Annotated in this window: 21 protein-coding genes; 9 read left to right on the plus strand and 12 right to left on the minus strand. The window is 63.6% G+C overall.

The annotated features are described in order from the left end of the window. Nucleotides 1-67: 67 nt before the first annotated feature. A complete protein-coding gene (locus I6L39_RS18585; RefSeq protein WP_042078829.1) occupies nucleotides 68-556 on the minus strand; it encodes a hypothetical protein in 489 nt (162 codons plus the stop codon). After that, nucleotides 556-3,615 (minus strand): FAD-binding and (Fe-S)-binding domain-containing protein, encoded by a 3,060-nt coding sequence (locus I6L39_RS18590; protein ID WP_216990470.1) that lies wholly within the window; start codon nucleotides 3,613-3,615, stop codon nucleotides 556-558. The genes I6L39_RS18585 and I6L39_RS18590 overlap by 1 nt, the downstream gene beginning before the upstream one ends. 169 nt (nucleotides 3,616-3,784) lie before the next feature. Between I6L39_RS18590 and I6L39_RS18595 the strand changes: the two genes are divergently transcribed. From I6L39_RS18595 to I6L39_RS18610, 4 genes are all read left to right on the plus strand, one after another. Then, the gene (locus tag I6L39_RS18595) at nucleotides 3,785-4,711 is read left to right on the plus strand and encodes a cation diffusion facilitator family transporter (protein WP_042078827.1); all 927 of its coding nucleotides are present in this window, start codon (nucleotides 3,785-3,787) and stop codon (nucleotides 4,709-4,711) included. A 276-nt stretch (nucleotides 4,712-4,987) separates the two neighbouring features. Next, a complete protein-coding gene (locus tag I6L39_RS18600) occupies nucleotides 4,988-6,529 on the plus strand; it encodes a TerC family protein (RefSeq protein WP_042078826.1) in 1,542 nt (513 codons plus the stop codon). Between the two features lie 173 nt (nucleotides 6,530-6,702). Then, the gene (locus I6L39_RS18605) at nucleotides 6,703-7,812 is read left to right on the plus strand and encodes an alkene reductase (RefSeq protein ID WP_216990471.1); all 1,110 of its coding nucleotides are present in this window, start codon (nucleotides 6,703-6,705) and stop codon (nucleotides 7,810-7,812) included. Between the two features lie 154 nt (nucleotides 7,813-7,966). Next, nucleotides 7,967-8,953: a zinc-binding dehydrogenase gene (locus I6L39_RS18610; protein WP_216990472.1), complete on the plus strand. Its 987-nt coding sequence runs from the start codon at nucleotides 7,967-7,969 to the stop codon at nucleotides 8,951-8,953. Nucleotides 8,954-9,043: 90 nt separating this feature from the next. Here the strand turns inward: I6L39_RS18610 and I6L39_RS18615 are convergent, their stop codons facing one another. Next, the gene (locus tag I6L39_RS18615) at nucleotides 9,044-10,063 is read right to left on the minus strand and encodes an adenosine deaminase (RefSeq protein ID WP_216990473.1); all 1,020 of its coding nucleotides are present in this window, start codon (nucleotides 10,061-10,063) and stop codon (nucleotides 9,044-9,046) included. A gap of 207 nt (nucleotides 10,064-10,270) precedes the next feature. Between I6L39_RS18615 and I6L39_RS18620 the strand changes: the two genes are divergently transcribed. The 4 genes from I6L39_RS18620 to I6L39_RS18635 all read left to right on the plus strand — a co-directional run bounded on the left by I6L39_RS18620 (nucleotide 10,271) and on the right by I6L39_RS18635 (nucleotide 14,411). Then, a complete protein-coding gene (locus tag I6L39_RS18620) occupies nucleotides 10,271-11,020 on the plus strand; it encodes an HAD-IIA family hydrolase (protein WP_052816355.1) in 750 nt (249 codons plus the stop codon). Between the two features lie 142 nt (nucleotides 11,021-11,162). After that, nucleotides 11,163-11,531 carry a cupin domain-containing protein gene (locus I6L39_RS18625; RefSeq protein ID WP_111911474.1) on the plus strand — a complete coding sequence of 123 codons (369 nt, stop codon included), beginning with the start codon at nucleotides 11,163-11,165 and terminating at the stop codon, nucleotides 11,529-11,531. A gap of 204 nt (nucleotides 11,532-11,735) precedes the next feature. Then, nucleotides 11,736-13,400, plus strand: coding sequence for an asparagine synthase B (gene asnB / locus I6L39_RS18630; RefSeq protein WP_216990474.1), 1,665 nt, complete (start codon nucleotides 11,736-11,738; stop codon nucleotides 13,398-13,400). Between the two features lie 201 nt (nucleotides 13,401-13,601). Further along, nucleotides 13,602-14,411, plus strand: coding sequence for an NYN domain-containing protein (locus I6L39_RS18635; RefSeq protein ID WP_216990475.1), 810 nt, complete (start codon nucleotides 13,602-13,604; stop codon nucleotides 14,409-14,411). Between the two features lie 61 nt (nucleotides 14,412-14,472). Here the strand turns inward: I6L39_RS18635 and I6L39_RS20360 are convergent, their stop codons facing one another. The 7 genes from I6L39_RS20360 to I6L39_RS18665 form a co-directional block, all read right to left on the minus strand. Then, nucleotides 14,473-14,601, minus strand: coding sequence for a hypothetical protein (locus I6L39_RS20360; protein ID WP_302055601.1), 129 nt, complete (start codon nucleotides 14,599-14,601; stop codon nucleotides 14,473-14,475). A 41-nt stretch (nucleotides 14,602-14,642) separates the two neighbouring features. Further along, nucleotides 14,643-15,281 carry a maleylacetoacetate isomerase gene (maiA, locus tag I6L39_RS18640; RefSeq protein ID WP_216990476.1) on the minus strand — a complete coding sequence of 213 codons (639 nt, stop codon included), beginning with the start codon at nucleotides 15,279-15,281 and terminating at the stop codon, nucleotides 14,643-14,645. A gap of 68 nt (nucleotides 15,282-15,349) precedes the next feature. Beyond that, nucleotides 15,350-16,348, minus strand: a complete 999-nt coding sequence (locus I6L39_RS18645) for a fumarylacetoacetate hydrolase family protein (RefSeq protein ID WP_216990477.1) — start codon at nucleotides 16,346-16,348, stop codon at nucleotides 15,350-15,352. A gap of 10 nt (nucleotides 16,349-16,358) precedes the next feature. Then, a complete protein-coding gene (locus tag I6L39_RS18650) occupies nucleotides 16,359-17,507 on the minus strand; it encodes a homogentisate 1,2-dioxygenase (RefSeq protein WP_216990478.1) in 1,149 nt (382 codons plus the stop codon). Then, on the minus strand, nucleotides 17,500-18,630 hold the full coding sequence (hppD, locus tag I6L39_RS18655) for a 4-hydroxyphenylpyruvate dioxygenase (RefSeq protein WP_216990479.1): 1,131 nt from the start codon (nucleotides 18,628-18,630) through the stop codon (nucleotides 17,500-17,502). Before hppD ends, I6L39_RS18650 begins: the two co-directional genes overlap by 8 nt. Before the next feature lie 236 nt (nucleotides 18,631-18,866). After that, the gene (locus I6L39_RS18660; protein WP_216990480.1) at nucleotides 18,867-19,520 is read right to left on the minus strand and encodes a haloacid dehalogenase-like hydrolase; all 654 of its coding nucleotides are present in this window, start codon (nucleotides 19,518-19,520) and stop codon (nucleotides 18,867-18,869) included. Next, complete coding sequence (locus tag I6L39_RS18665; protein WP_216990481.1) at nucleotides 19,517-20,161, minus strand: TIGR01621 family pseudouridine synthase; 645 nt, start codon at nucleotides 20,159-20,161, stop codon at nucleotides 19,517-19,519. Before I6L39_RS18665 ends, I6L39_RS18660 begins: the two co-directional genes overlap by 4 nt. 89 nt (nucleotides 20,162-20,250) lie before the next feature. On the opposite strand from I6L39_RS18665, the gene I6L39_RS18670 reads away from it, so the two are divergent. Beyond that, a complete protein-coding gene (locus tag I6L39_RS18670) occupies nucleotides 20,251-21,843 on the plus strand; it encodes a GGDEF domain-containing protein (protein ID WP_042078509.1) in 1,593 nt (530 codons plus the stop codon). Nucleotides 21,844-21,966: 123 nt separating this feature from the next. Here the strand turns inward: I6L39_RS18670 and I6L39_RS18675 are convergent, their stop codons facing one another. Both I6L39_RS18675 and I6L39_RS18680 read right to left on the minus strand, forming a co-directional pair. After that, a complete protein-coding gene (locus I6L39_RS18675) occupies nucleotides 21,967-23,520 on the minus strand; it encodes a PAS domain-containing methyl-accepting chemotaxis protein (RefSeq protein ID WP_216990482.1) in 1,554 nt (517 codons plus the stop codon). Nucleotides 23,521-23,639: 119 nt separating this feature from the next. Next, entirely contained in the window at nucleotides 23,640-25,298 is a 1,659-nt protein-coding gene (locus I6L39_RS18680) for a fatty acid--CoA ligase (protein ID WP_216990483.1), read from the minus strand. Nucleotides 25,299-25,364: the final 66 nt, after the last annotated feature.

Below are 25,364 nucleotides of genomic sequence, written 5' to 3' on the forward strand. Positions count from 1 at the left end.
AGTGTCGGCGAAAAAGGACGGAAAAAAAAGATGCCCCGCGTGGGGCATCCTGTATCCGGGCTGGAGATCACCAGGGATAGGTCACCCCTGGCCACTCGGCCCAGGGCAGTTCCCGTCCCGGCAGGCGGGGCTCGGGCCAGCGCCACACCTTGCCGAGCCAGGCGCGCAGCTCGGCCTCAAGCTCGGCATCGGTGAGCGGCGCCTCGGCCACCTTCCAGAAGAAGAGCTCCACCTGCACCTCCGGCAGCACCGAGGGATAGAGGTAGACGCCGCCCCAGAACTCGGGCTCCCGATCCGGGCTCCAGAGGCCGTAGGCAAAGGAGCGCTTGGCGAGAAACTCCGAGCGCTGCCACTCCAGATCGGCCTCGTGCTGGCTCAGGCCGAAGTGGTCGGAGGGCCAGACGTCGTCCGGGCGAAACAGCTGATGGAGCTGCTCGCGCTCGCGCAGCATGGCGACGAACTCCACCACCGCCTGATCCGGGCTGACCGGCAGCAACAGAAAATGCGGGTGCCGATGGGCCTTTGGCACCCGAAATCCCTTGGGGAGGCTGAGCATCAGAGCAGTTCCAGCAGGGCCTGCAACGGGTGCTTGAGCTTCTCCCCCTCCATCCGCTTGACCTGGCTACGGCACGAATAACCGGTGGCCAGGCAACGCTCCTTGGGCAGGCGGGCCAGGGGCTCGGCCCAGCTGAGGCCATAGATGCCCTTGGAGTTCTCCACCTGTTTGGCATCGTGACCATAGGTGCCCGCCATGCCGCAGCAACCCACCGAGACCGGCTGCAGCCGGGCACCGAAGCGGCCAAACAGGGTGCCCCAGTCGCCGTGGGTGGAGGGTTTCGCCGTCTTCTCGGTGCAGTGGGCAAACAGATACCAGGGCTCGGCAGCGGCTTGCGCTTCTCGCACCGGCAGCACCTCTGCCGGCAGGGAGAGCAGCCACTCCTGGGGCAGCAGCACCTGGAAGTCGCCGCGGGCCGGGCCCAGCGCCTTCACATACTCGTCCCGATAGCAGAGCACCAGGGAGGGGTCGACCCCCACCATGGGGATGCCGAGCGCCGCCACCTTGTTGAGGAACTGGGCGCTGCTGGCCGCAGTGCGGGCAAAGGCGCGCAGGAAGCCCTTCACGTGCTGGGGCTTGCCATTGGGCTTGAACGGCAGCAGATAGGGCTGCAGGCCGAGCTTGCTGGCGAGCTTCACCAGGTCACGCACCACGGGGGCGTCGTAATAACTGGTGAAGGGATCCTGCACGATGAGCACCACTTTTTTACGCTGCTCGGGGCTCATGGCCTCCAGACCCGGCAGGTCGAAGTAGCGGGCCTTGTGATCGCGCAGCTCCTCGGCCAGGGTCGGTACCGAGAACAGCGGCACGTCCACCATGCCGATGCTCTTCTCGCTCGCCTTCTGGGCCCACTCTTTCTCGAGGAAGAAGTTGACCAACTTGGGGGCCTTGGCGAGCAGGGGGGTATAGCTCTCGACGGTGCCGACGAAGTAATCCTTGGGCCCGCGCAGGTAGCGGCTGTGATAGAGCTGCATGAAACGGGCGCGGAAGGTGGGCACGTCCACCTTGATGGGGCACTGGCTGGTGCAGGCCTTGCACGCGAGGCACCCCTCCATCGCCTCCATCACCTCGTGGGAGAAGTCATACTGACCGCGGGCGCGGGCCAGGGTGTTGCGGAACTTGTCGACGATCTGCTTGACGCGCAGGCCGCCGCTTTGCAGCGCCACCTCCTCGGCCAGGGGATCGAAGCCCTGCTGTGCGAGCTGGCGCAGCCATTCGCGCATCAGCCCTGCCCGCCCCTTGGGGGAGTGACGCCTGTCCTTGCTTATCTTGACCGAGGGGCACATGGGGGAGTCGGTCTCGAAGGTGAAGCACAGACCGTTGCCGTTGCAATCGAGGGCCCGAGTGTAGCTGGTGCGCACCGCCAGCGGGATCTGGCGATCGAACTTGCCGCGCTTGGGCCCGTCCACCGAGACAAGCGAAGCGCCGCTGCCATAGGGCATGCAGATCTTGCCGGGGTTGACGCGGTTCTGGGGATCAAAGGCGCCTTTGACCCGTTGCAGCTCCTCCCACAGCTCGCCGAAGAAGGCGGGGCTGTATTCGGAGCGGAACCCCTTGCCGTGCTCACCCCACATCAGGCCGCCATATTTGGCGGTGAGCGCCACCACCTGATCGGAGATGCGCCGCAGCAACACCTCCTGCTCGGGGTCGCACAAGTCCAGCGCCGGGCGCACGTGCAGCACCCCGGCATCGACGTGGCCGAACATGCCGTAGTCGAGGCCGTGGGCGTCCAGCAGGGCTCGAAATTCCATGATGAAGTCCGCCAGCGACTCCGGTGGCACGGCGGTGTCTTCGGTGAAGGCCACCGGCTTCTTGCGCCCTTCGGCGTTGCCGAGCAGCCCCACCGACTTCTTGCGCATGGCGTAGATGGTCTCGATGCTCGGCAGGTGATCGCACACCTGATAGCCGATGATCCCCGCCTCCCCCCTGGCCAGCAGGGCGTCGATGCGCCGACACAGCTCGGCCACCTTGGCCTTGTGTTCGGCCTCGTCGGTATCCGCAAACTCGACGATGTTGAGCCCCTGCAGATCCTTGCCGGGCACATCCTGGATCAGATTTTTGACCGAATGCCAGATGATGTCGGCGCGGGCCAGCCCCAGCACCCGGGAATCCACCGTCTCCACCGACAGGGCGTGAGCCTCCACCATAAAGGGGGCATTGCGCAGGGCCGACGGAAAGCTGTCGTACTTGACGTTGACCAGGGTTCGGTAGCGCGGGATGGGGGTGATGTTAAGCCTGGCTTCGGTGATAAAGCCGAGGGACCCTTCGGAGCCGCACAGCACCCGGCTTACGTCCAGGGTGTCGCTCTCGGGGATATAGAGATGCTTGAGATCGTAACCGGTCAAGAAGCGGTTCAGCTTGGGGAAGGTGGCCTCGATGTCGGCGCGGCGCTCCTTGCCGATGCGATAGAGGGTGCGATAGATCTCCCCCTCGCGGCTCTCCAGGGCCAGCTTGTCCGCCAGACGCGTGCCGCTGACCGGCTCGGTGGCCATGATGTCGCCGTTCTCCAGCACGGCTTTGAGGCCGAGCACGTGATCCGAGGTCTTGCCGTACACCAGCGACCCCTGCCCCGAGGCGTCGGTGTTGACCATGCCCCCCAGGGTGGCGCGGTTGGAGGTGGAGAGATCCGGCGAGAAGAAGTAGCCGTGGGGTTTCAGATAGGCGTTGAGCTGATCCTTGACCACCCCTGCCTGGGCCCGCACCCAGCCCTCTTCCAGATTAATTTCCAGGATCTGGTTCATATGGCGCGAGAGATCGACGATAATGCCGCCGCCCAAGGACTGGCCATTGGTGCCGGTACCGCCGCCACGAGGGAAGAAACTCAAGGCCGCGTACTCGAGCCCCTGGGCCAGCTTGAGCATCACCGCTATGTCATCCGCGCTGCGCGGATAGAGCACCGCCTGAGGTACCACCTGATAGACGCTGTTATCCGTCGCCATCGCCAACCGGCTTGCATAAGACTTTTCGATATCACCACGAAATGCTGAGCGCGCCAGCAACTCAAGAAACTGCAGGGTTGTAGGTGACAAACTGTCCTGGTAATCGAGTCTCGGGATCATGAATCCTTGTTCCCTTCCTTTGCTTGATGCCGGAACTCCGGCGACAACGACCGTTCGGGCCAGCCTCTTCGCGGGCCCCCGAACCAGTCCGCTCACATGTGAGCGGGCAGTATATCAGCTAGAAAACCGCTTGCGCGCGCAATCTTCACCATTTGAAAGGAGGACTCTTATGGCTAATCACAGCCATGTTATCAGTACGCTGATCCGCACCGAAAAACAGGCGCTGACCCTGTCGCTGTTTGGTTGCATCACCTTTGCCATTTTCGGCATCGGCTATGGCCTCTTCGTCGGCTCCAACGCCATCATGCTCGACGGCATCTTCACCCTGTTCAGCATGGGCATGACGGGCCTCGGACTCATCACCGCCTACCTGGTCACCCGCCCCTCAGACGCCCGCTTCCAGTACGGCTACGCCCACTTCGAACCCATCGCCAACGTCATCAACGGCGCCATCATTCTGCTGCTCTGTCTGGCGGCACTCTACAACGGCCTCACCACCCTGCTGGCGGGCGGACGGGAAATCGATCTCGGCCACGCCCTCATCTATGCCGTCGTCTCCACCTTCTTCTGCGGCATTCTCTACCTCATCGAAGCCGACGTGGCCGAGCGGGTCGACTCCGAGCTGGTGCGGGTGGACTCCAAGGAGTGGCTGGTGGACACCCTGCTGAGCGCCACCCTGCTCATCGGCTTCCTGGTCGCCATCGGGCTCGATACCCTGGGTTACGGCCACTACAACCGCTTCATAGACCCGGTGCTGGTCTCGCTGCTGGCCCTGTGTGCCACCCTCATTCCCATCAAGGTGCTGGGCCGCAACCTGCGGGAAGTGCTGAAGATTGCCCCCAAGGGAGACGTCTCCCGGCTGGTGGCCAGCGAAGTCGAGGCCCTGCGCCTGCGCCATGGGATCGAGTGCTACAGCCACCTGGCGAAAAGCGGCCGCCGCTTCGATCTCGAACTCAACATCCTGGTGGCCCCCGGCCAGGAGTGGCCCGTCGAACGCCAGGACGCCCTGCGCCAGGAGCTCTGGTCCCGCCTCGGCGACACCCTGGGGGATGCCTGGCTGTCGGTCTGCTTCACCCGCGAGAAACGCTGGCTGTAACGCCCCTGAGGGGAGGCCATCCGCGCCTCCCCCTGTCATCACATCTTCCTGGGTTCCCTCTTGCCAAAACGGTGCCAACCGCTATCATCAGGGCTCACTTTTGACCCGAGGTTTTATTGCCCATCATGGACAATCCCCGAAGTAGCCCTTCGTCTTTTCCCATCAAAGCCTATCTGTACCTGCTCAACCAACGCCTCTGAAGCGAACGCCCCTGTCACCACGGCGCCCTTGCCGTGACCGCGATTCACTGCATCTGTCTTCATTGAGGTTTATGACATGGAATTTCTGCTTGACCCCTCTATCTGGGTCGGTCTGCTTACCCTGATCATCCTGGAAATCGTTCTCGGGATAGACAACCTGGTCTTCATCGCCATCCTGGTGAAAAAGCTGCCCCCCGCCCAGCGGGACAGGGCGCGCATCATCGGCCTGTCGCTGGCCCTGCTGATGCGCCTGGGGCTGCTTAGCGTGATGTCCTGGCTGGTCACTCTCACGACCCCCATTCTGCACGTCTGGGATCACCCCTTCTCGGGGCGGGATCTCATCCTGATGGGGGGCGGCCTCTTCCTGCTGTTCAAGGCGACGTCAGAGCTGCACGAGCGGCTCGAGGCCAGGCCGGAGGAGCAGGGCGCGACAGGCGTCTATGCCGGGTTCGGGGTGGTGATCGCCCAGATCCTGGTGCTGGACGCTGTCTTCTCCCTGGACTCCATCATCACCGCCGTCGGCATGGTGGATCACCTCGGCGTCATGATGGCGGCCGTGACCATCGCCATGGTGGTGATGGTGCTCGCCTCCAAGCCCCTGACCCGCTTCGTCAACGCCCACCCCACGGTGGTGGTGCTCTGCCTGAGCTTCCTGCTGATGATCGGCTTCAGCCTGGTGGCGGAAGGCTTCGGCTTCCACATTCCGAAGGGCTATCTCTACGCGGCCATCGGCTTCTCGGTGCTCATCGAGTTCTTCAACCAGCTGGCCCAGCGCAGCGCCCTGCGCCATGAGGCGCGCCAGCCCCTGCGCGAGCGCACCACGGCCGCCATCTTCAAGCTGATGGGGGGCAACAAGCGCTCGGCACACCCGCAGGAGGACGAGGAAGAGGAGCAGGATGCGCCCCTGCCCCCCGGCTTCGGTGAGGAGGAGCGCTACATGGTGAGCGGCGTGCTCTCCCTGGCCGAGCGCTCCATCCGTACCATCATGACCCCCCGCGCCGAGATGGAGTGGGTCGACGTGAACGACGGCGCCGAGGAGATCCGCGCCCTGCTGCAGCGGGCCCCTCACAGCCTGTTCCCGGTCTGCGACGGGGAGCTGGACGAGATCATCGGTGTGGTGAAGGCCCGGGATCTGCTGTTTGCCCTGAACGAGGGGCAATCCCTCGCCGAGCTGGCCAGGCAGAACGATCCCGTCATCGTGCCCCAGACCATCAACGTGATCCGGCTGCTGGCGGAGCTGCGTCAGGCCAGAGGCAGCCTCATCCTGGTGGCGGACGAGTTCGGCGTCATCCAGGGGCTGGTCACCACCCACGACCTGCTGGAGGCCATCGTGGGCGAGCTGCCGGACGAGGACGAGGCCCCGGACGTGGTCATCGACGGCGCCGGCTGGCTTATCAACGGCAGCACCAACATCCATCAGGTCGAGCAGGCCCTGAATTGCGACGGCCTGGTGAGCGAGAGCGACGAGTACGTGACCCTGGCGGGCATGCTGCTCTCCCATTTCGGCAGCCTGCCCGAGGTGGGCCAGCAGCTGCAGCTCGGCCGGTTCTGCTTCGAGGTCATGGGCGTGAGCGAGCGCCGCATCGAGCGGGTACGGGTCACGCCGCTCGCCCCCTGATCCCCGACGGCAATGACATGAAGAGAGGGCCGCCGGCCCTCTTTTTTATGGCGACACCCTGGGGAGTTCGACCCATTGCTGTGAAAACGGCAATTCTCTTCTGCAATACCCCCTCTTTTTCACAACGACCATCCCCTCTAGAGTCTCCTCCATTCCAAGATGAGGAGTTCACCATGAGCCACGACAACCTGTTCTGCCCCCTGCGCCTCGGCCAGCTGCACCTTGCCAACCGCATCGTCATGCCCCCCATGACCCGCTCCCGCGCCAGCCAGCCCGGCGACGTGGCGAACGCCATGATGGCCACCTATTACGCCCAGCGCGCCGGGGCCGGCCTCATCATCTCCGAGGGCACCCAGATCGATCCCATGGGCAAGGGCTATGCCTGGACCCCGGGGATCCACAGCGCCGAACAGATCGCGGGCTGGAAGGGGGTGACCGATGCCGTCCACGCCAAGGGGGGCACCATCTTCGCCCAGCTCTGGCACGTGGGCCGAGTCACCCATCCCGACAACATCGGCGGCGCTCAGCCCATCTCCGCCTCCGCCATCCAGGCGAAAGGGGTACGGGTGTTTGTCGACAACGGCAGCGATGCTCCGGGGTTTGTCGAGACGGTCACCCCGCGCGCCATGACCCAGGCCGATATCGACGCCGTGGTGGGCCAGTTCCGCCGGGCAGCCCGCAACGCCATGGAGGCCGGTTTCGACGGCATCGAGCTGCACGCCGCCAACGGCTACCTCATCAACCAGTTCCTCGACTCCGAGTCCAACGCCCGCACCGATGGCTACGGCGGCTCCCTGGAGAACCGGCTGCGCTTCCTGAAAGAGGTGACCGAGGCGGTCTGCCGCGAAATCGGGTCCGATCGGGTTGGCGTGCGCCTCGCGCCGCTCACCACCTTGAACGGCACCGTGGATGCGAACCCCCAGGAGACCTACCTGGCCGCCGCCCGCCTGCTGGGGGAGATGGACATCGTCTACCTGCACGTGGCCGAAGCGGACTGGGACGATGCGCCCCTGATGGCCGAGAGCTTCAAGCAGGGGCTGAGGGACGCCTTCCCCAACACCCTCATCTACGCGGGCAAGTACGACGGCGAGCGGGCTCGCGCCGCCCTCGCGGCGGGCTGGGCCGACATGATAGGCTTCGGTCGCCCCTTCGTGGCCAATCCGGATCTGCCGAACCGGCTGCGCCACGGCTACCCCCTCGCGCCCCACGATCCCGCCACCCTGTTTGGTGGCGGCGAGAAGGGGCTGACCGACTATCCCGCCTATGAGGCCGCGCAGGCCTGAGGCGGCCAGCTCGCAGAAATGACCAACAGACAGCCCGGGCGGGCCCCACCAGCGGGGGCCCGCCTCGTTGTCTTGTGACTGCAACCATGGAGAATGGTGTTGTCGCGCTACCTTATTCAATCAGGGGATCCCCCCCATCCAACAAGGAGTCACCATGAGCCATACCCAGGCCTGGTGCTGGCACGCCCCCGGCGAGCCGGGCCAGCTCACCCTCACCCGGCAAGCGCTCCCCGTCCCCGGGGCCAACGACGTCCTCATCGCCAATCGGGTCATCGCCCTCAACCCGGTGGACTGGAAACTCATCGAGCATGGCCACCCCCAGTGGCAGCCAGGCCATGTGCCAGGCGTCGACGGCATGGGCACCATAGTGGCGCTGGGCGCCAACGTCAGCCATCTGCGCCTCGGCGCCCGGGTCGCCTATCACACCGACTTGCGCCACGGCGGCAGCTTCGCCCACCACAGCTGCGTGCCGGCCCGCGCCCTGCTGCCGGTGCCCGATGCCCTGAGCGACGAGGCCGCCGCCGCACTGCCCTGCCCCGGCCTCACCGCCTGGCAGGCGCTGGCCAAGCTGCCGCGCCTGCACGGGGAGGCGCTGCTCATCACGGGGGCAGGCAGCAATGTGGGGCGTTTCGCGGTGCAGCTCGCGCTCAGGCAGGGGGCACGGGTCTTTGCCAGCGCCAGCCACCGTCACCATGGCTGGCTCATGCAGTTGGGGGTGCAAGGGGTCGCCGACTATCGCGAGCACGACTGGCTGGCCCAGCTGCAGGCCGCCAACGGGGGGGAACCGTTCGAGGGGATCATCGATCTGGTCTCCAGCCAGCAGGCCGAAACCTTGCTGACGGCCCTGGGCTACTACGGCCACATGGTGACTGTGCTCGGGCGCATCGCCAGCAACCCGCAGCCCCCCTTTAGCCATTGCCACTCATTGCACGAGATTGCGCTCGGGGCCCAGCACGCCTTCGGCACCGACCGGCAATGGAGCCGTCTGGTAGCGGCCGGGGTCGCCATGATGGCGCAGATGGCAAGCGGCGAGCTCGGTTTGCCGCCGCTGGTGATCGGCGACTTCGAGGCGCTGCCCGCCCTGCTCTACCGTCTCAAGCGCGAGGGGCAAGGGGAGAAGTTTCTGGTGCGGGTGGCCTGATACCCGCTCGGCCCGCCGCCGAGGCTGACAAGAGAGAGGCCCGCCAGTGATGGCGGGCCTCTTTGCCTCTCATCTTCATCGGCGCCTGGCTCAGTGCAGGCTCACCCCGTGCAACGCAGCATGCTGGCGAATGTCCCGGGTCAGGCGCACCTTGTCCGTCAGGCTCAGCCAGCTCGCCTCCACCGCATTGAGGCACAGGCGGCAGAGCTGCTCCCGGCTGGCGCCGAGCGCTTGCACCAGCGCCCGGAAGTTGGCCGTCAGGTAGCCGCCAAAATAGGCGGGATCGTCGGAGTTGATGGTGACGCAGAGCCCCTGCTCCAGCAGAGTCAGCACGTTGTGGTGCGCCATCTCGTCAAACACCTTGAGCCGCACGTTGGAGAGGGGGCAGACGGTGAGCGGCAGCCGGGTATCCGCCAGATAGCTCAGCAGCTCGGGATCCTCGCTGCAGCGCACCCCGTGATCGATGCGCTTCACCTCAAGCTCCCGTATGGTCTGCCAGATGTACGCCGCCGGCCCCTCCTCCCCGGCGTGGGCCACCACCGGCAGCCCCAGCTCCCGGCAGCGGGCAAAGACCCGGGCAAACTTGCCGGGCGGGTTGCCAAGCTCGCTCGAGTCGAGACCGAAGCCGTGGATGCGGGAGAGGAAGGGGCTTGCCTCTGCCAGCGTGGCGAAGGCCGCCTCCTCGCTCAGGTGGCGCAGGAAGCTCATGATAAGGCGCCAGCTGATACCGAACACCCGCTCCGCCTCCTGCAGCGCCCGCTCTATGCCCCCCAGCACCGTCTCGAACGCAATGCCGCGAGCGGTATGGGTCTGGGGATCGAAGAAGATCTCCACGTGCACCACCTTGTCGGCGGCGCAGCGCTCCAGATAGGCCCAGGTGAGGTCAAAAAAATCCTGCTCGGTGACGAGCACGCTGGCCCCCAGGTAGTAGAGATCGAGGAAGGATTGCAGACAGTCGAACTCATAGGCGGCCCTCAGGCTCGCCACGTCGGGCCAGGGCAGGGTCACGCCGTTGCGCTGGCCAAGGGCAAACATCAGCTCGGGCTCCAGGGTGCCCTCGATATGCAGGTGCAGTTCCAGCTTGGGCAAGCCGGCAATAAAGTGCTCCATGATGACGGCTCCATCGTCAGATCCTGTGCGGGCACCACCGGGGCGGCGCCCTCCCTTGTCTTCCATTGTGCACCCATCTGGCGCGCCGGGGGAGACTTGTCATCAAAGCGCCTTATAATGGCGTCACAAAAAACAACATAACTATTTGAAGATCTTGAGGGTTGGCGCAACGTTCCGCCGCCTCTTGCGCCTACACAAGGAGTCCCCATGAAAAAAAGCGTCATCTGCGACATCGACGGCGTCATCCTGCACAACAACGATCTGGTGCCCGGCGCCGATCGCTTCGTCCATCGCCTGCTGGAGCAGGGCAGCAAGCTGCTGTTTCTCACCAACTACCCGGCCCAGACCCAGAAAGATCTGCAAAACCGCTTCCGCTCCGCCGGCATCGAGGTGCCGGAGGAGTGCTTCTATACCTCCGCCATGGGCACCGCCGACTTCCTCAAGCGTCAGGACGGCAAGAAGGCCTATGTGATCGGCGAAGGGGCCCTGACCCACGAGCTCTACAAGGCGGGCTTCACCATCACCGACATCGACCCCGACTTCGTGGTGGTGGGGGAGACCCGCAACTACAACTGGTCCATGATGCAGCTGGGGGCCAAGTTCGTGGATCAGGGGGCCCGCTTCATCGCCACCAACCCGGACACCCACGGCCCATTGATGCACCCGGCCTGCGGCGCCCTGTGCGCCCCCATCGAGCGGATGACCGGCAAGAAGCCCTTCTACGTGGGCAAGCCGAGCGCCTGGATCATCCGCGCGGCACTGAACCGGATGGAGGCCCACTCCGACGACACCATCATCATCGGCGACAACCTGCGCACCGACATACTGGCGGGCTTCCAGGCCGGTCTCGAGACGGTGCTGGTGCTCTCCGGGGTGAGCAAGGTGGCGGACATCGACCGCATGCCGTTTCGGCCGAACCACATCTTCGACTCCGTGGTCGACATCGACATCGTCTGATCCCCTGCCCCGCCCCCGGGCGGCAAGCGCACAACACGGGCCCCCTTGGCAAAGGGGGCCCGTTTCGTTTAACGTAACCGCAACATTGTTAAACAAACTAAACGGGAGCAGGATGCTCCCCTCGCCACCCCAAGGACGCACCATGAAGAGCCTGAACGACTGGATCCTGCTGGACCAGCACCCCGTCTCCCCCACCCCGCTGATGCCCGCCCCCGAGCGGATCCGTGCCGGCAACCCGAGCCAGACCCTGTGGAATCACTACTCGGACCCGAGCCAGCAGTTTCACGTGGGCTTCTGGGCCTGCGAGCCGGGCCGCTGGGCCGTGCACTACACCGAGCACGAGTATTGCCAGTTGCTGGAGGGGGAGGCGCGGATCCACGACGGTCAGGGGGGCCAGCTGCACCTCAAGCCGGGCGATCAATTCGTCATCCCGGCGGGCTTCGTCGGCGAGTGGGAGACCCTGGTGGCCTGTCGCAAGCTCTATGTGATCTTCGAACCCGCCGCGACCTGACGCGCACGTCAACCTCGTTCCCTTTTCCGGGCGACCGGGCGGTGACCATCCCCTGGCACGGCTTGACGCTTACGGCATGATTTTCTGCGGTTTTCCCGCTTGCAAAAGGGTTTTCCGCTAGGCATTGTGATTGGCGAGGAATGTAAATGGAATTTCGAGCCCAAACGTGGGGGGCTCATATAAAAATCAAGAGGATTACCGCCAATGTGTTCTATTTTCGGCATTCTGGACATCAAGACCGACTCCGCCACTCTGCGCAAATCGGCCCTGGAGATGTCCAAGCGACTGCGTCACCGCGGGCCTGACTGGTCCGGCGTCTACAGCTCCGACAAGGCCATCCTGGTGCACGAGCGCCTGGCCATCGTCGATCCGGGCAATGGCGCCCAGCCGCTCTACAACCCCGAGCGCACCCACGTATTGGCCGTCAACGGCGAGATCTACAACCACAAGGAGCTGGAGAGAAACCTCAAGGTCGATTTCCAGTTCCAGACCCACTCCGACTGCGAGGTGCTGCTGGCCCTCTACAAAGAGAAGGGCCCCGCCTTCCTGGACGATCTCAACGGCATCTTCGCCTTCATCCTCTATGACGCCGAGCAGGATGCGTATCTTATCGGTCGCGACCACATGGGGATCATCCCCCTCTACACCGGCCGCGACGAGCACGGCAACTTCTACGTCGCCTCCGAGATGAAGGCCCTGGTGCCGGTGTGCAAGAGCGTCGAGACCTTCCCGCCGGGACACTACCTCTGGAGCAAGGATGGCGAACTTAAAACTTGGTACAAGCGCGACTGGATGGAGTACGCCGCAGTCGAGCACAACGTCAGCGACAAGGCCGAGCTGAAAGCCGCTCTGGAAGCGGCGGTCAAGCGCCAGCTGATGTGTGACGTCCCCTACGGCGTGCTGCTCTCCGGCGGGCTGGATTCGTCCGTCATCTCCGCCATCACCAAGCTCTATGCCGCTCGCCGAGTCGAGGATGACGACAAGAGCGAAGCCTGGTGGCCGCAGCTGCACTCCTTCGCCGTCGGCCTGGAAGGCTCGCCGGACTTGGCCGCCGCCCGCAAGGTGGCAGACCATCTGGGCACCATCCACCACCAGATCCACTTCACCGTGCAGGAGGGGCTGGATGCCCTGCGGGACGTCATCTATCACCTCGAGACCTATGACGTCACCACCATCCGCGCCTCCACGCCCATGTACCTGATGGCCCGCTACATCAAGGCGATGGGCATCAAGATGGTGCTCTCCGGCGAAGGCTCCGACGAGCTGTTTGGCGGCTACCTCTACTTCCACAAGGCGCCCAACGCCCGGGAGTTCCACGAGGAGACGGTGCGCAAGCTGTCCGCCCTGCACCTCTACGACTGCCTGCGGGCCAACAAGTCCATGGCCGCCTGGGGCGTGGAGGGCCGCGTGCCCTTCCTCGACAAGGAGTTCATGGACGTGGCGATGCGCCTCAACCCCGCCGACAAGATGTGCGGCAAGGGCAAGATCGAGAAGCACATCCTGCGGGAAGCCTTCGAGGATCTGCTGCCCCACGAGGTGGCGTGGCGCCAGAAGGAGCAGTTCTCCGACGGCGTGGGCTACTCCTGGATAGACAGCCTCAAGGCCATGGTCGAGCAGGAGGTGACGGATCAGATGTTCGAGGCGGCGGCGTTCCGCTTCCCCATCAACACCCCGCTCACCAAGGAGGCCTACTACTACCGCGCCATCTTCGACGAGCACTTCCCGCTGGAGTCCGCCGCCCGCACCGTGCCCTACGGCAAGTCCGTCGCCTGCTCCACCCCGACCGCCCTGGAGTGGGATGCCAAGTTCAAGGAGATGGCCGACCCGTCAGGCCGCGCCGTGATGGACGTCCACCAGCAGGGTTACTGATCTGCCGGCAGATTCCTTTGTTAAATACCAAGCCCCTCCTGCGAGGGGCTTTTGCTTTGGTAATAGCTCAACAAAAACAAACTATCTCTGATATTTTCCCTGTTTATGTGATGGATGATTTTACCTAGGCTAAGTAAGATGACTAGCGTGTTTATGACATCTAAATACATAGGCTGACATCATCAGATAATAGGAGCTACCTTGGTATCACCACGACTGGTTGCGAAAATTGAAGCTGAAGAACCTACCCTTCGTTTGGCTGTACTCATTGACGCAGACAATGCCCAAGCAGCAGTTATTGAGGGATTGTTGGCAGAAATTGCACGGTTTGGAGAGGCCACTGTGAAGCGTATATACGGTGACTTCACTGCTCCAACAAGTGCATCGTGGAAAAAGGTGCTTCAGCAATATGCCATTAAACCTATTCAACAATTTGCATATACCACAGGTAAAAATGCCACAGACAGCACTCTGATTATTGACGCAATGGATTTGCTCTATACACGAAAGTTCGATGGCTTTTGTCTGATTACAAGTGACTCCGATTTTACCGGCCTCGCAATGCGATTACGTGAAGAGGGGCTTACTGTCCTTGGCTTTGGTGAGCAAAAGACACCAGATGCTTTCCGCAATGCCTGTCATAAATTTATCTTTACCGAATTCCTTCGCCCGGGAGCCACAGCTGAGACAAACCCGCCGGATAAAAAGAATGAAAATGGGCAGAAGCAGCCTCACGCACCCGCCCCCTCTAGTACCACAGATTCTAAACAACCATTCCCTGCAAACTTCCTATTGGCCGCATTAGAGCAATCAAGTGATGATGCTGGGTGGGCACAATTAGGAACTTTTGGTAGCTACCTAACTAAACTACAGCCTGATTTTGACTCTAGGCTATATGGCTACAAGAAGCTATCAGATCTTGTAAAAGCAAAAACAGAACTCTTCTTGACTGAAGAAAGATTGGCCCCAGGTTCGACGTTAAAGGTTCTATATCTTCGTGCAAAACGGTGAAGCCTATTGGGATAATATGATTAGATGCAACAAAAAGCAGCTTATTAAAGCTGCTTTTTTGTCAATGACCTGGTTTGTGCTTGTGCGGTTTCAGCTCCGGATGTTCTTTTTGCTTTTCAGGCGTTACCCGTTGCCGCTTATCTGGCGTCCCATCTTCATTTTTTCTTTTTGGCCCAAGTTTAATTCCCATCATTCAATCCTTCTAAAGTTGATTTATCTGAAAGATAGTGCTTACCCTTGCGCATCCGGCTGATTGGCGGGGGCGGCCTTGATAAAGGCCTGCAGCTGCTCGCAGTTGGCGACGATACGGTTGATGGTGGGGTAGTCGTCCAGGGTCATGTTGAAGCGGCGGGCGTTGTAGACCTGGGGCACCAGCATGCAATCCGCCAGGGTCACCTCGTTGCCGACGCTGTAGACCCCGGCCGTGGTCATCAAGAGCTGCTCCAGCGCGGTGAAGGTCTCGTCGATCCAGTGGCGATACCAGCTGGCCTCCTGCTCCTTGCCCACCCTGAAGACCTCCTCCAGATAGTTGAGCACCCGCAGGTTGTTGAGGGGGTGGATGTCGCAGGCGATCATGTTGACTATCTGGCGCACCCGGGCCCGCTCCTCGGGGGCGGACGGCATCAGGGGGTGGGCGGGGTAGGTCTCGTCGAGGTACTCCATGATGGCCACCGACTGACCCACCTGCACCTCGCCGTCCACCAGAAACGGCACCAACCCCTGGGGGTTGATCCGGCGATAGGCCTTCTCCCGCTGCTCTCCCTGCCGCAGATTGATCGGATGCTGCTCATAATCGAGCCCCTTGAGCTGCATCACGATCCGCACCCGATAACTTGCCGATGACCGCCAATATCCAAACAACTGCAACATAGTCTGTCCCTGTGTTGGCAGGTGCAAGGACACCTGCCGCTCGCCAGCCCCTGTCCCCGCCGATCCTCTCACTGCGTCTGGCTGGCGTCCGCCGGCATGACCCGCTGCAAAATGGTGCCAAACAGATTCAGTCCATTGCGATCCTGCATCGCGATGGACACTGTATCACCAAAGCGCAGGAAGGGTGTAGTGGCTTGACCCGACTCGATAATTTCCAGCATCCGCAGCTCGGCAAGGCAGGAGGATCCAAGGCTTCTGTCGTAATTGGAGACGGTACCCGAGCCGATGATGCTGCCCGCTCCGAGGGGCCGGGTCTTGGTGGCGTGGGCGATGAGCTCATAGAAGTTGAAGGTCATGTCCACCCCGGCGTTGGGCTGCCCGAACAGGGCGCCGTTGAGGTGTGTCACCAGGGGCAGGTGCACCTTGCCATCGCGCCAGTCGCCGCCGAGCTCATCCGGTGTGATGGCCACCGGCGAGAAGCTGCTGGAGGGCTTGGACTGGAAGAAGCCGAACCCCTTGGCCAACTCCCCCGGGATGAGGTTGCGCAGGCTCACGTCGTTGACCAGCATCAAGAGCTTGATGTGGCCGGCCGCCTCTTGCGGGCTCGTCCCCATGGGCACGTCGTCCGTGATGACGGCCACTTCCGATTCGAAATCGATGCCCCACGCCTCGGAACCCATGACGATGGGACCGCGCGGAGCCAGGAATGTATCCGAGCCTCCCTGGTACATCAGGGGATCGTGCCAGAAGCTGTCCGGCATCTCGGCGCCGCGGGCCTTGCGCACCAGCTCCACGTGGTTGACGTAGGCGCTGCCATCCAGCCACTGGTAGGCGCGAGGCAGCGGGGAGAGGCAGGCTCCCTCATTGAAGGGGAAGGCATCCGGGCAGGTGCCGTCGTTGAGCTCCTGATAGACGCTTGCCAGTCGTGGCGCCACCTCGTCCCAGGCGTCCAGAGCCCCTTGCAGGGTGGGGGCGATGGCCGGCACGCGCACGGCGCGGGAAAGATCCCGGCTCACCACCATCAGGGCGCCGTCGCGGCTGCCGTTGTTCAGGGTTGCCAATTTCATGTGGAATTCCTTATTTGCCGCTGGTCTCTGGCCGCTGCCAGCTGGAGACATACTGGAGGTTCTCGACCTTCTCGCCGAGCTGGCCGACGGCCAGGGCGTCCCGGGTATCGAGCATCACCGCCACCTCGTCGGTGAAGGTCTTGGCATGGGCCAGCCCTGCCGCAAACGCCTTGGGATGGGGGCCGTGGGTGAAGCCGGCGGGATGGAAGGTGACCATGCCCCGCTCGATGTTGTCCCGGCTGAAGAAGTCCCCGGCGTGGTAGAAGAGCACCTCGTCGAAATCGTCGTTGCTGTGATAGAAGGGCACCCGCAAGGCGCCGGGATCGCTCTCTATGGGGCGCGGCACGAAGGTGCAGATGACAAAGCGGCTCGTCACGAAGGTGGAGTGGGCCGAGGGGGGCAGATGGTAGCGGTGGCTCATCAGGGGACGGATGTCCCGCCAGTTGAGGCGCACCACGCACAAGTCCCCGTGCCAGCCCTGGGCATCCAGGGGGTTGAAGGGCCAGGTGACGACCGAGACCTGGTTGTGGCGCTTGATCTGCAGCGACCAGGGGTTCTCGTCCTGCTGGGCCAGAAAACGCTCGTTGATGGCGGGCACGTCCAGTGCCGCCGGATCGAAGATGGCGTGGTTGCCCACCAGCCCCTTGTCCGGCAGCTGGTAGCTGTCGTCCGTCGCCTCGATCATCAGGATGAACAGGGGCGCCGTCGGCTCGATGCGCCACATGGTGCCACGGGGGATCACCACATAGTCCCCATCTTTCAACGTGAGATGGCCGTAGTCGCAGTAGAACTCGCCGCCCCCCTCGTGGATGAACAGCAGCTCATCCCCGTCGGCGTTGCGCACCAGGAACGGCATGGGCTCATGCAGGCGCCAGATCCGGTAGCGGCAGTGGGGATTGCTGAGGATGTCCGGCATCACCCAGGGAGAGAGGGAACTCACCTCCTCCTGCAACTCGTTGAGATCGAAGGCCCGCGGCCGCAGCGGCCCCTCCCAGTTGCTCCAGTCGGTGGGGGCGTGCTTGTGGTGCATGTGGGTGGCGGGGCCGAAGAAGCCGGAACGCCCCAGCTCGCGCTCGTAGATGGCCTGCTCCGGCAGATCGGCATGGGCCTGGCGGGAATGGGTCCCCTCCCGGTGGGGGAAGCTTATCCAGTTACGCATCGTTAGGTTCTCCCTTTCTCTGACCCTGCTCGGCACCATCCAGCACGCCACGGCGGATCTGGTCCAGCTCGATGGATTCGAACAATGCCTGGAAGTTGCCCTCGCCAAAGCCTTCGTTGCCCTTGCGCTGGATGATCTCGAAGAAGACGGGGCCGATCACGGTGTCGGTGAAGATCTGCAGCAGGATGCCGTCCTTCGTCGGCGAGCCGTCGATGAGGATGCGCAACTCTTTCAGTGCCGCCAGATCCTCCTGGTGCCCCGCCACCCGGCTGTCCACCTTCTCGTAGTAGGTGTCCGGGGTCGGCATAAAGCCGGTCCCCCGCCCTCTGAGCGTGCGGATGGTCTGATAGATGTCGCCGGAGGCGAGCGCGATGTGCTGGATCCCCTCCCCCTTGTACTGGCGCAGGTACTCCTCGATCTGGGACTTGTCGTCCGCCGACTCGTTGATGGGAATGCGGATCTTGCCGCAGGGCGCCGTCATGGCGCGGGAATGCAGCCCGGTCAGCTTGCCCTCGATGTCGAAATAGCGGATTTCGCGGAAGTTGCCGATCCGCTCGTAGAAATTCGACCAGAGGTTCATGTTGCCGCGGTGGACGTTGTGGGTCAGGTGATCGATCTCATAGAGCCCCGCATCCACCTCGGCCATGCGCGCCTGCCAGTCGGGGTAGAAGACGAAGTCCACATCATAGATGGAGCCCCGCTCGCCGTACCTGTCCACAAAGGAGAGGGTGCTCTCGCCGATGCCGTAGATGGCGGGGATGTTGAGCTCCATGGGGCCTATCTTGCCCACAAACGGCTTGGCCCCCTGGGCGATGGCATACTGCTGGGCGAGGCCCGCGTCCGCCACCCGAAACGCCATGCCGCAGACGCTCGGGCCGTGGGCACGGGCGAACTCCTCCGCCTGGGAGTGGGGCTCGGCATTGACCACGAAGTTGATGTCCCCCTGGCGATAGAGCCAGCACTGCTTGTGCCTGTGCCTGGCCACTTCGGCAAAGCCCAGGGAGACGAACAGCGCCTTGAGGGCATCAATGCCCTTGGCATCGGGCGCCGTGTACTCGACGAACTCGAACCCGTCGGTGCCAAGCGGGTTGATGGTGTGAGTACGGGAAGAGGGGGTCGTCATGATGCGCTCCTTGCGATGAACGGATAACGAAATGGGTCACGCCGGATGGCTCGACAGCAGCCAGACGGCCTTGTTAACAACTTGTTTCATTAGAGAGGCGGGCGCCGAAGATGAGAAGAGGCGGTATTCAGATAGTTTGGCGGGGATCTGCGGCAAAAAATGTAAATGAAGAGTGACAGCCATGTTCCAGCCTTGCGCTGCGCTCCTTGGCGCCCCACAAGGCTGTCAGCTTTGCCTTACAGGTGCCAGGTTTTCACCCTGAGGTGGGGCAAGCGGGCCCGCGCCAGTTGCAGACGGCGGCGCGTCGGATTGATGAGCCAGGCCTCTTCCCCCAACGCCAGCAGCGGCAGATCGTGCAGGCTGTCGCTCAGGGTGAGCACGGCGTCCAGGGTGAGGAGCTCGGGCTGCAACTTGTGCCTGCCGTGGCAATAACAACGCGGCACCAGACCACCGAGGCGATAGTGCATACGTGAGCCCAGAATGCGATGGGGGAGCCTTGGCAGTTGACGATGGAGCTGGGCTCGTACCAGGGCGCGGGGGCTCGCGGAGATGACCCAGCAGCGGTGCCCCTCTCCCATCAAGAGGGCGCGCGCCTCCCGATAGAGGCCGGGCCGGGTCAGGCAGTACTCCCGCACCAGTCGGCGCCACGCCAGGGGCGAGAGCCCCAGGGTGATGGCCCACCAGATAAGCGAGAGCCCCTGCCGGCGCAGGCGAGGCAGCATATAGAGAGCGCCCCCCAGGGCCATCACCGGCCACAGCAGCAGCGGCCAGAGACGGCGGCGCAGGATATGGCGCAGCAGGCCGGCATGGCTGTCACCAGGCGCCAGGGTGTCGTCAAAGTCCGCCAGGATCCAGCCGCTGGCAGGCACCTTCGCGGCGGCGGCACTCACTCGCCAAGTCCCGCGATGGCGGCGTGCAGCTCGGGTAGCAGAAACTGCGCCCCCTCGTCGGGCGGGCAGACAAGATCGAAGGGCTCCCCCGCCAGGGTGAAGGCGAGACGCCAGGCGTGCAGATAGCCGCGATCTGCCGCCGTGCCGCCGTAACGCTCGTCGCCGAGAATGGGGGCGCCGATGCTCTTCATGACTACCCGGATCTGGTGGGTCTTCCCAGTCTGGGGCTTGATGCGATAGAGGCGCAGCCCCTCGCGCACCGACACCGAATCGAACCAGCTGATGGCGGGGTTGTTCAGGGTGCGGGCCAGCATCCAGCTGCCACCGCGCCCCTTCTCCATGTCCCCCTTCACCCAGCCCTGCTTCTTCTTCGGCTTGCGATCGGAGAGGGCCAGATACTGCTTGCTCACCTCCCTCGCCGCAAAGGCCATGCTGAGCGTACGGTTGGCCTCGGGCGTGCGGGCCAGCAGCACCAGTCCCGAGGTCATCTTGTCCAGACGGTGGACCGGATAGAGGGTGAGCCCCGTGTCCTGCTTGACCCGGCTGACCAGGCCAGGCTCACCGCCGTCGTCATGCATGCCAAGGCCTGGACTCTTGTTGATCACCATGAAATCTTTGTGTTGCAACTGTATCCGGTACATCTATAACCCTTTAGAATGTATTTTGTTAACAACTAGAATGCAGGCCTGCAGGCCATCCCCCATGGACCCTCAGCACAAGAATCGCACGAATGAAAAAATGCCTGTTTTGGCTGTTGTTGATTGGCATCAATTACGCCTCCCCCCTCCTGGCCAGTGAGCGCACCCATGAGCTGCCGGACCGGGTGGTCTTGCAGTTGCGCTGGCTGCACCAACCCCAGTTCGTGGGCTATCACATGGCCAAGGCCAAGGGGTACTATGCCGACGCCGGGCTGGATGTCGAGATCCGTCCGGGCGGCAAGGGGATAAGCCCGGTCCAGGAGGTGCTGAGTGGCCGCGCCGATTTCGGGGTCGGCAACACCGAGGTGCTGACGAGTTACGCCAATGGTGAACCCCTGCTGGCACTTGCCAGCGTCTATCAGCACTCCCCGTCCATCTTCCTGGCCCGTCGCGACAGCGGCATTCTCACCGTTGCGGACATGCGTGGCAAACGGATCATGATGTTCCCCGGCCATCAGGACGCCGAGCTGCTCGCCACCCTCTACTATCAGGGGCTGCACGAGCGCCAGCTCATCCCGGTGCCCACCTCGGTCAACATCGACGATCTGATCGAGGGCAAGATAGACATCTTCAACGCCTACCTCAGCAACGAGCCTTTCTACCTGGAAGAGCGCGGCGTCTCGGTCTCCGTCATCAATCCCCGCAACTACGGCATCGACTTCTACAGCGACATCCTCTTCACCACCCAGACGCAGGAACAGCTCAACCCGGATCGCGTGGCGCGCTTTCGGGCCGCCAGTCTCAAGGGATGGCGCTACGCCCTCGCCCATCCCGAGGAGGCCATCGCCCTGCTGCGCACCGAATATGGTGTCAACCGCAGCCAGGCCCACATGGAGTACGAGTTGCAGATGAGCAAGGAGATGATCCAGCCGCTCTATGTGGAGATCGGGTATATGAATCCGGATCGCTTCGCCCACATCATGCAGCAGCTGGTCGAGATAGGGCTGGTGGCCAGGCCGGTGTCCCTGACCCGCTTCCTCTACCGGGTGCCGTCCGAGCAGTGGATCTTCTGGCGCCCCTGGTTCTTGCTGAGCCTGGGTGCCGGCGCCATCATACTGCTGCTCGCCCTCTACCTGCTCGCCAACAACAAGCGGCTCTACCGGGAGGTGGCGCTGCGCAAGCAGCGGGAGCAGGAGATACTGCAGCTGGCTCGGCGCGATCCCCTCACCGGATTGCCCAATCGCCTGAGCCTGATGGAGCAGTTGAAGACGCAGGTACAGAGCGACAAGCCGGGCTGCCTGCTGTTTTGCGATCTCGATGACTTCAAGCGCATCAACGACAACTTCGGCCACAGCCAGGGGGATGCGCTGCTCTGTCAGCTGACCCGGCGGATCCACGACGCCATCGGCCATCATCACTTCTTCGCGCGCCTCGCGGGGGACGAGTTCATCCTGCTGCTGCCCGGCTACGACACCCATCAGGCGGAGGCGGTCACCGGGGTGATCCGCCAGGCCATGGAGGCCCCCTTCGTGGTGAGTGATCAACCCATGCGGGTCGGGATCAGCATAGGGGTCAGCCAGTACCAGCAAGACTGGAGCCCGGAGCAGTGGCTCATCCAGGCCGACAGGGCCATGTATTGCGACAAGAGCGGCGGCCTCATGACGCTGGCTGAACAGTCCGGCTGATGCCGCGATGGCCGGAGGGGGCCCGGCCGAGGGGGCCATGCCCCGCATCCAACACCGCGAGCCCCGCGCCCGCAAGAGAGAGGCCACCCAGGGGTGGCCTCTTTGCATTCAGGGGGATGGAGACTAGCCGAAGGTCTGCCCCAGGGACTTGAGCTGGCGCGCCTTGGTGAGCAGGATGTCGCTCGAGGCGTCCATGTCCTGCATCTTGCTGCTGTTGGTGTGGGAGTGCTGGGAGATGACGTTGACGTTTCGGCTGATGTCCTCGACCACCGCCTGCTGCTCCTCCGCCGCCGCCGAGATCTGGGTCGACAGGTCGACCACCCGCTCTATCTCCGCCAGCACCTGATGCAGGCTCTCCGATCCCTGCCGGGTCAGGGCGACGCAGGACTGGGTCTGCTGCAGGTTCTGCTGCATCATCCCCTTCCAGTTGTTCAGGGTACGCTGGATCTGCCCTATGCTGCCCTGGATCTGCTCGGTCGCCTTGTGGGTGCGGGTGGAGAGGGTGCGCACCTCGTCCGCCACCACCGCGAAACCGCGCCCCTGCTCCCCGGCCCGCGCCGCCTCGATGGCGGCGTTGAGTGCCAGCAGATTGGTCTGATCCGCGATGCCCTGGATCTCGCTCATCAGGACTCCGATGCGATCCGACTCCTCCGCCAGTGCCACCGCGGCCGTGAAGGCATGTTCTGCCTGGGTCGCCAGCTCCGTCACCCTCTGCTGGGTATCCTCCAGCTGCTGGTCTGTGTTCTCGCAGTGGGCCTTGGCCTGGGCGATCTGGTTGTCCGTCTCCTGGATGTTGCGGGCGATCTCGTGGGCGGTGGCCGCCATCTCGGTGATGGCGGTCGCCACCTGCTGGGTCTGGATGTCCTGCTCGGCGATGTCGGCGCTGGCCTCGCTGGAGGCGGTCTTGAGGTGCACCGCCAGATCCTGCAGGGAGAGGGTGGCATCGTCCACCCGCCCGAGTACGGTGCGGATCCTGGCCTGCAGCAGCTTGATGTGGAAATCGGCGATGGCGCTGGGCTCGTCCCCCGAGTAGATGAGCCGGGTCAGGCTGTCATACTCCTCGGCCAGCTGGCGCAGATAGCGGGGGGTGGTGATGAGGGCGTGGCGATAGAGAAGGCCCAGCCACACCATGGGCAGCAGCATGAACAGGGGAGCCCACGGCCCCATCAGATAGCCGCCCCCCGCCAGCATCAGCAAGAGGCCGACGATGGCCAGCGCGGGGCGCACGGGGCGCAGGCTCAGGCCCGCCTTGCTCTCCCCCCGCTCCACCGCCTTCAGTCTGGCGTAGGTGCGGGTGGCCACTTCCTTCATCTCGGGGGTGGCGCGGCTGCGCACCGACTGGTAGCCGTTGATCCGTCCCTGCTCGAAAATGGGGGTGACATAGGCATCGACCCAGTAGTAGCGCCCATCCTTGCAGCGGTTCTTCACCATGCCGCGCCAGGGTTTGCCCTGTTTGAGCTTGCCCCAGAGATCGGCGAAGGCCGCCTTGGGCATGTCCGGGTGGCGCACCATGTTGTGGTGCTGCCCTATCATCTCCGCACGGCTGTATCCCGCCACCCGACAGAAGTGATCGTTGGCGTAGGTGATGACCCCCTGCAGATCCGTGGTGGAGACCAGCTGTTCATTGGCGGGAAAATCCACTTCTTCGTTGACAAGATGAACCTGATGTTTACCCATAGCGCACGCCTCTTATGTAATGGCTCAATTAGCGTAGTCAAGCGTTCTGGTCCCAACAATATGCCCCCTCAAACAGTGGGGGCGGCCTAGGGGCAGGTTCAGGTGTGACGGAGGGAGGCTCAGTGTCCCCCCGACCCGCCGAGCTCCCGCTCCCGGATGAGCCTCTTGTTCACCTTGCCGACGCTGGTCCTGGGGATCTCCTGCACGATGCGGATCTGGCGGGGAATGGCCCAGCGGTTGATGCAGCCGCTCTCCACGAACCCCTGCAGGTGCGTCTTGATGACCTGGGGATCCAGGCTCACCCCCTCCTTGCCGACCACCAGCGCCAGCGGGCGCTCTCCCCACTGCTCGTCGGGCACCCCCACCACGGCCACCGAGTGGACCCCGTCGTGGGCGCTGATGAGGTTCTCCAGCGCCAGCGAGCTGATCCACTCGCCGCCGGTCTTGATCACGTCCTTGATGCGGTCCTTGATCTCCACCGTCCCCTGGGGATCGATGGAGGCCACGTCCCCGGTGTGCAGCCAGCCCCCTTCCCACAGCTCAGCCCCCTTGCCCGGCTCCTTCAGGTAGCCCTGCACCAGCCAGGGAGCGCGCACCACTATCTCCCCCATGGCCTCGCCGTCGTGGGGCAGCTCCCGGCCCCCCAGATCGACGATGCGCAGATCCACCAGGCCGATGGGCTTGCCGGTCTTGATGCGCAGCGGCAACTGTTCCGCCATGGGCAGTGCCAGCTCCGCCTCGGTCAGGTGCACCACACACAGGAGCGGGCAGGTCTCCGACATGCCATAGCCGGCATGCACCCGGATCCCCTTCTGGCTGGCCTGGGCCGCGAGGCCGAGCGGCAGCGCGCTGCCCCCCAGCAACATCTTCCAGCCCTCGAACGAGGTCTGTTTGGCCTCCTCGCAATCGAGGATCATCTGCAAGATGGTCGGCACGCAGTGGGAGAAGCTCACCCCCTCGTCCCGATAGAGGCGTACCAGCTTGTTCGGCTCGTAGCGGCCCGGATAGACCTGCTTCACCCCCAGCATGGTCGCCACATAGGGCACGCCCCAGGCGTGGACGTGGAACATGGGAGTGATGGGCATGTAGACATCGTCGGAGCAGAGCAGCGACTGTCCCGCATGGGCCGCCAGAGTCCCCAGCTCGTTGAGGGTGTGCAACACCAGCTGGCGGTGGCTGAAATAGACCCCCTTGGGATCCCCCGTGGTGCCCGTGGTGTAGAACAGGGTCGCCACCGAGTGTTCATCGAAGTCGGGGAAGTCGAAGTGATCGCCCGCCCCGGCCAGCAGCGTCTCGTACTCCCCCAGCACCGGCAGGCGGGTCGGTGTCGCTTTGTCGTCGGTCAGCTGGACATAGCCGCGTACCGTGGGCAGCTGGTGCTGGATGGTTTCGAGCACCGGCAGGAAGTCGTCGTGCACCAGCACCAGGTGATCCTCGGCGTGGTTCATGGTGAAGGCGATCTGCTCGGGGGAGAGGCGCACGTTCACCGTGTGCAGCACGGCGCCTATCATGGGCACCGCGAAGAAGCACTCGAGGGAACGGTGGCTGTCCCAGTCCAGCAGGGCGACGGTGTCGCCGGGGCCCACTCCCGCCGCCGTCAGCAGGTTGGCGAGGCGGTGGATGCGCTGCTTGAGGGTGCGATAGTCGTAGCGAAGCCTGTCTGCGTAGACGATCTCCCGCTCCGGGTGATAACGCCCCCCGGACAGCAGCAGGCTCTTGATCAGCAGCGGATAGGCGTGGGCGCCCTCTGCCGGCGCAATGATGCGGGTCTTCACCATAGGGACTCCTTTCGGTTCATGGTCACAGGCTTGTGGACTGCAGGGGAGACTCCGTCCCCTGAATGG

Origin of the sequence: Aeromonas sp. FDAARGOS 1409, assembly GCF_019048705.1 — a bacterium.
Taxonomy (GTDB): Bacteria; Pseudomonadota; Gammaproteobacteria; order Enterobacterales; family Aeromonadaceae; genus Aeromonas; species Aeromonas sanarellii.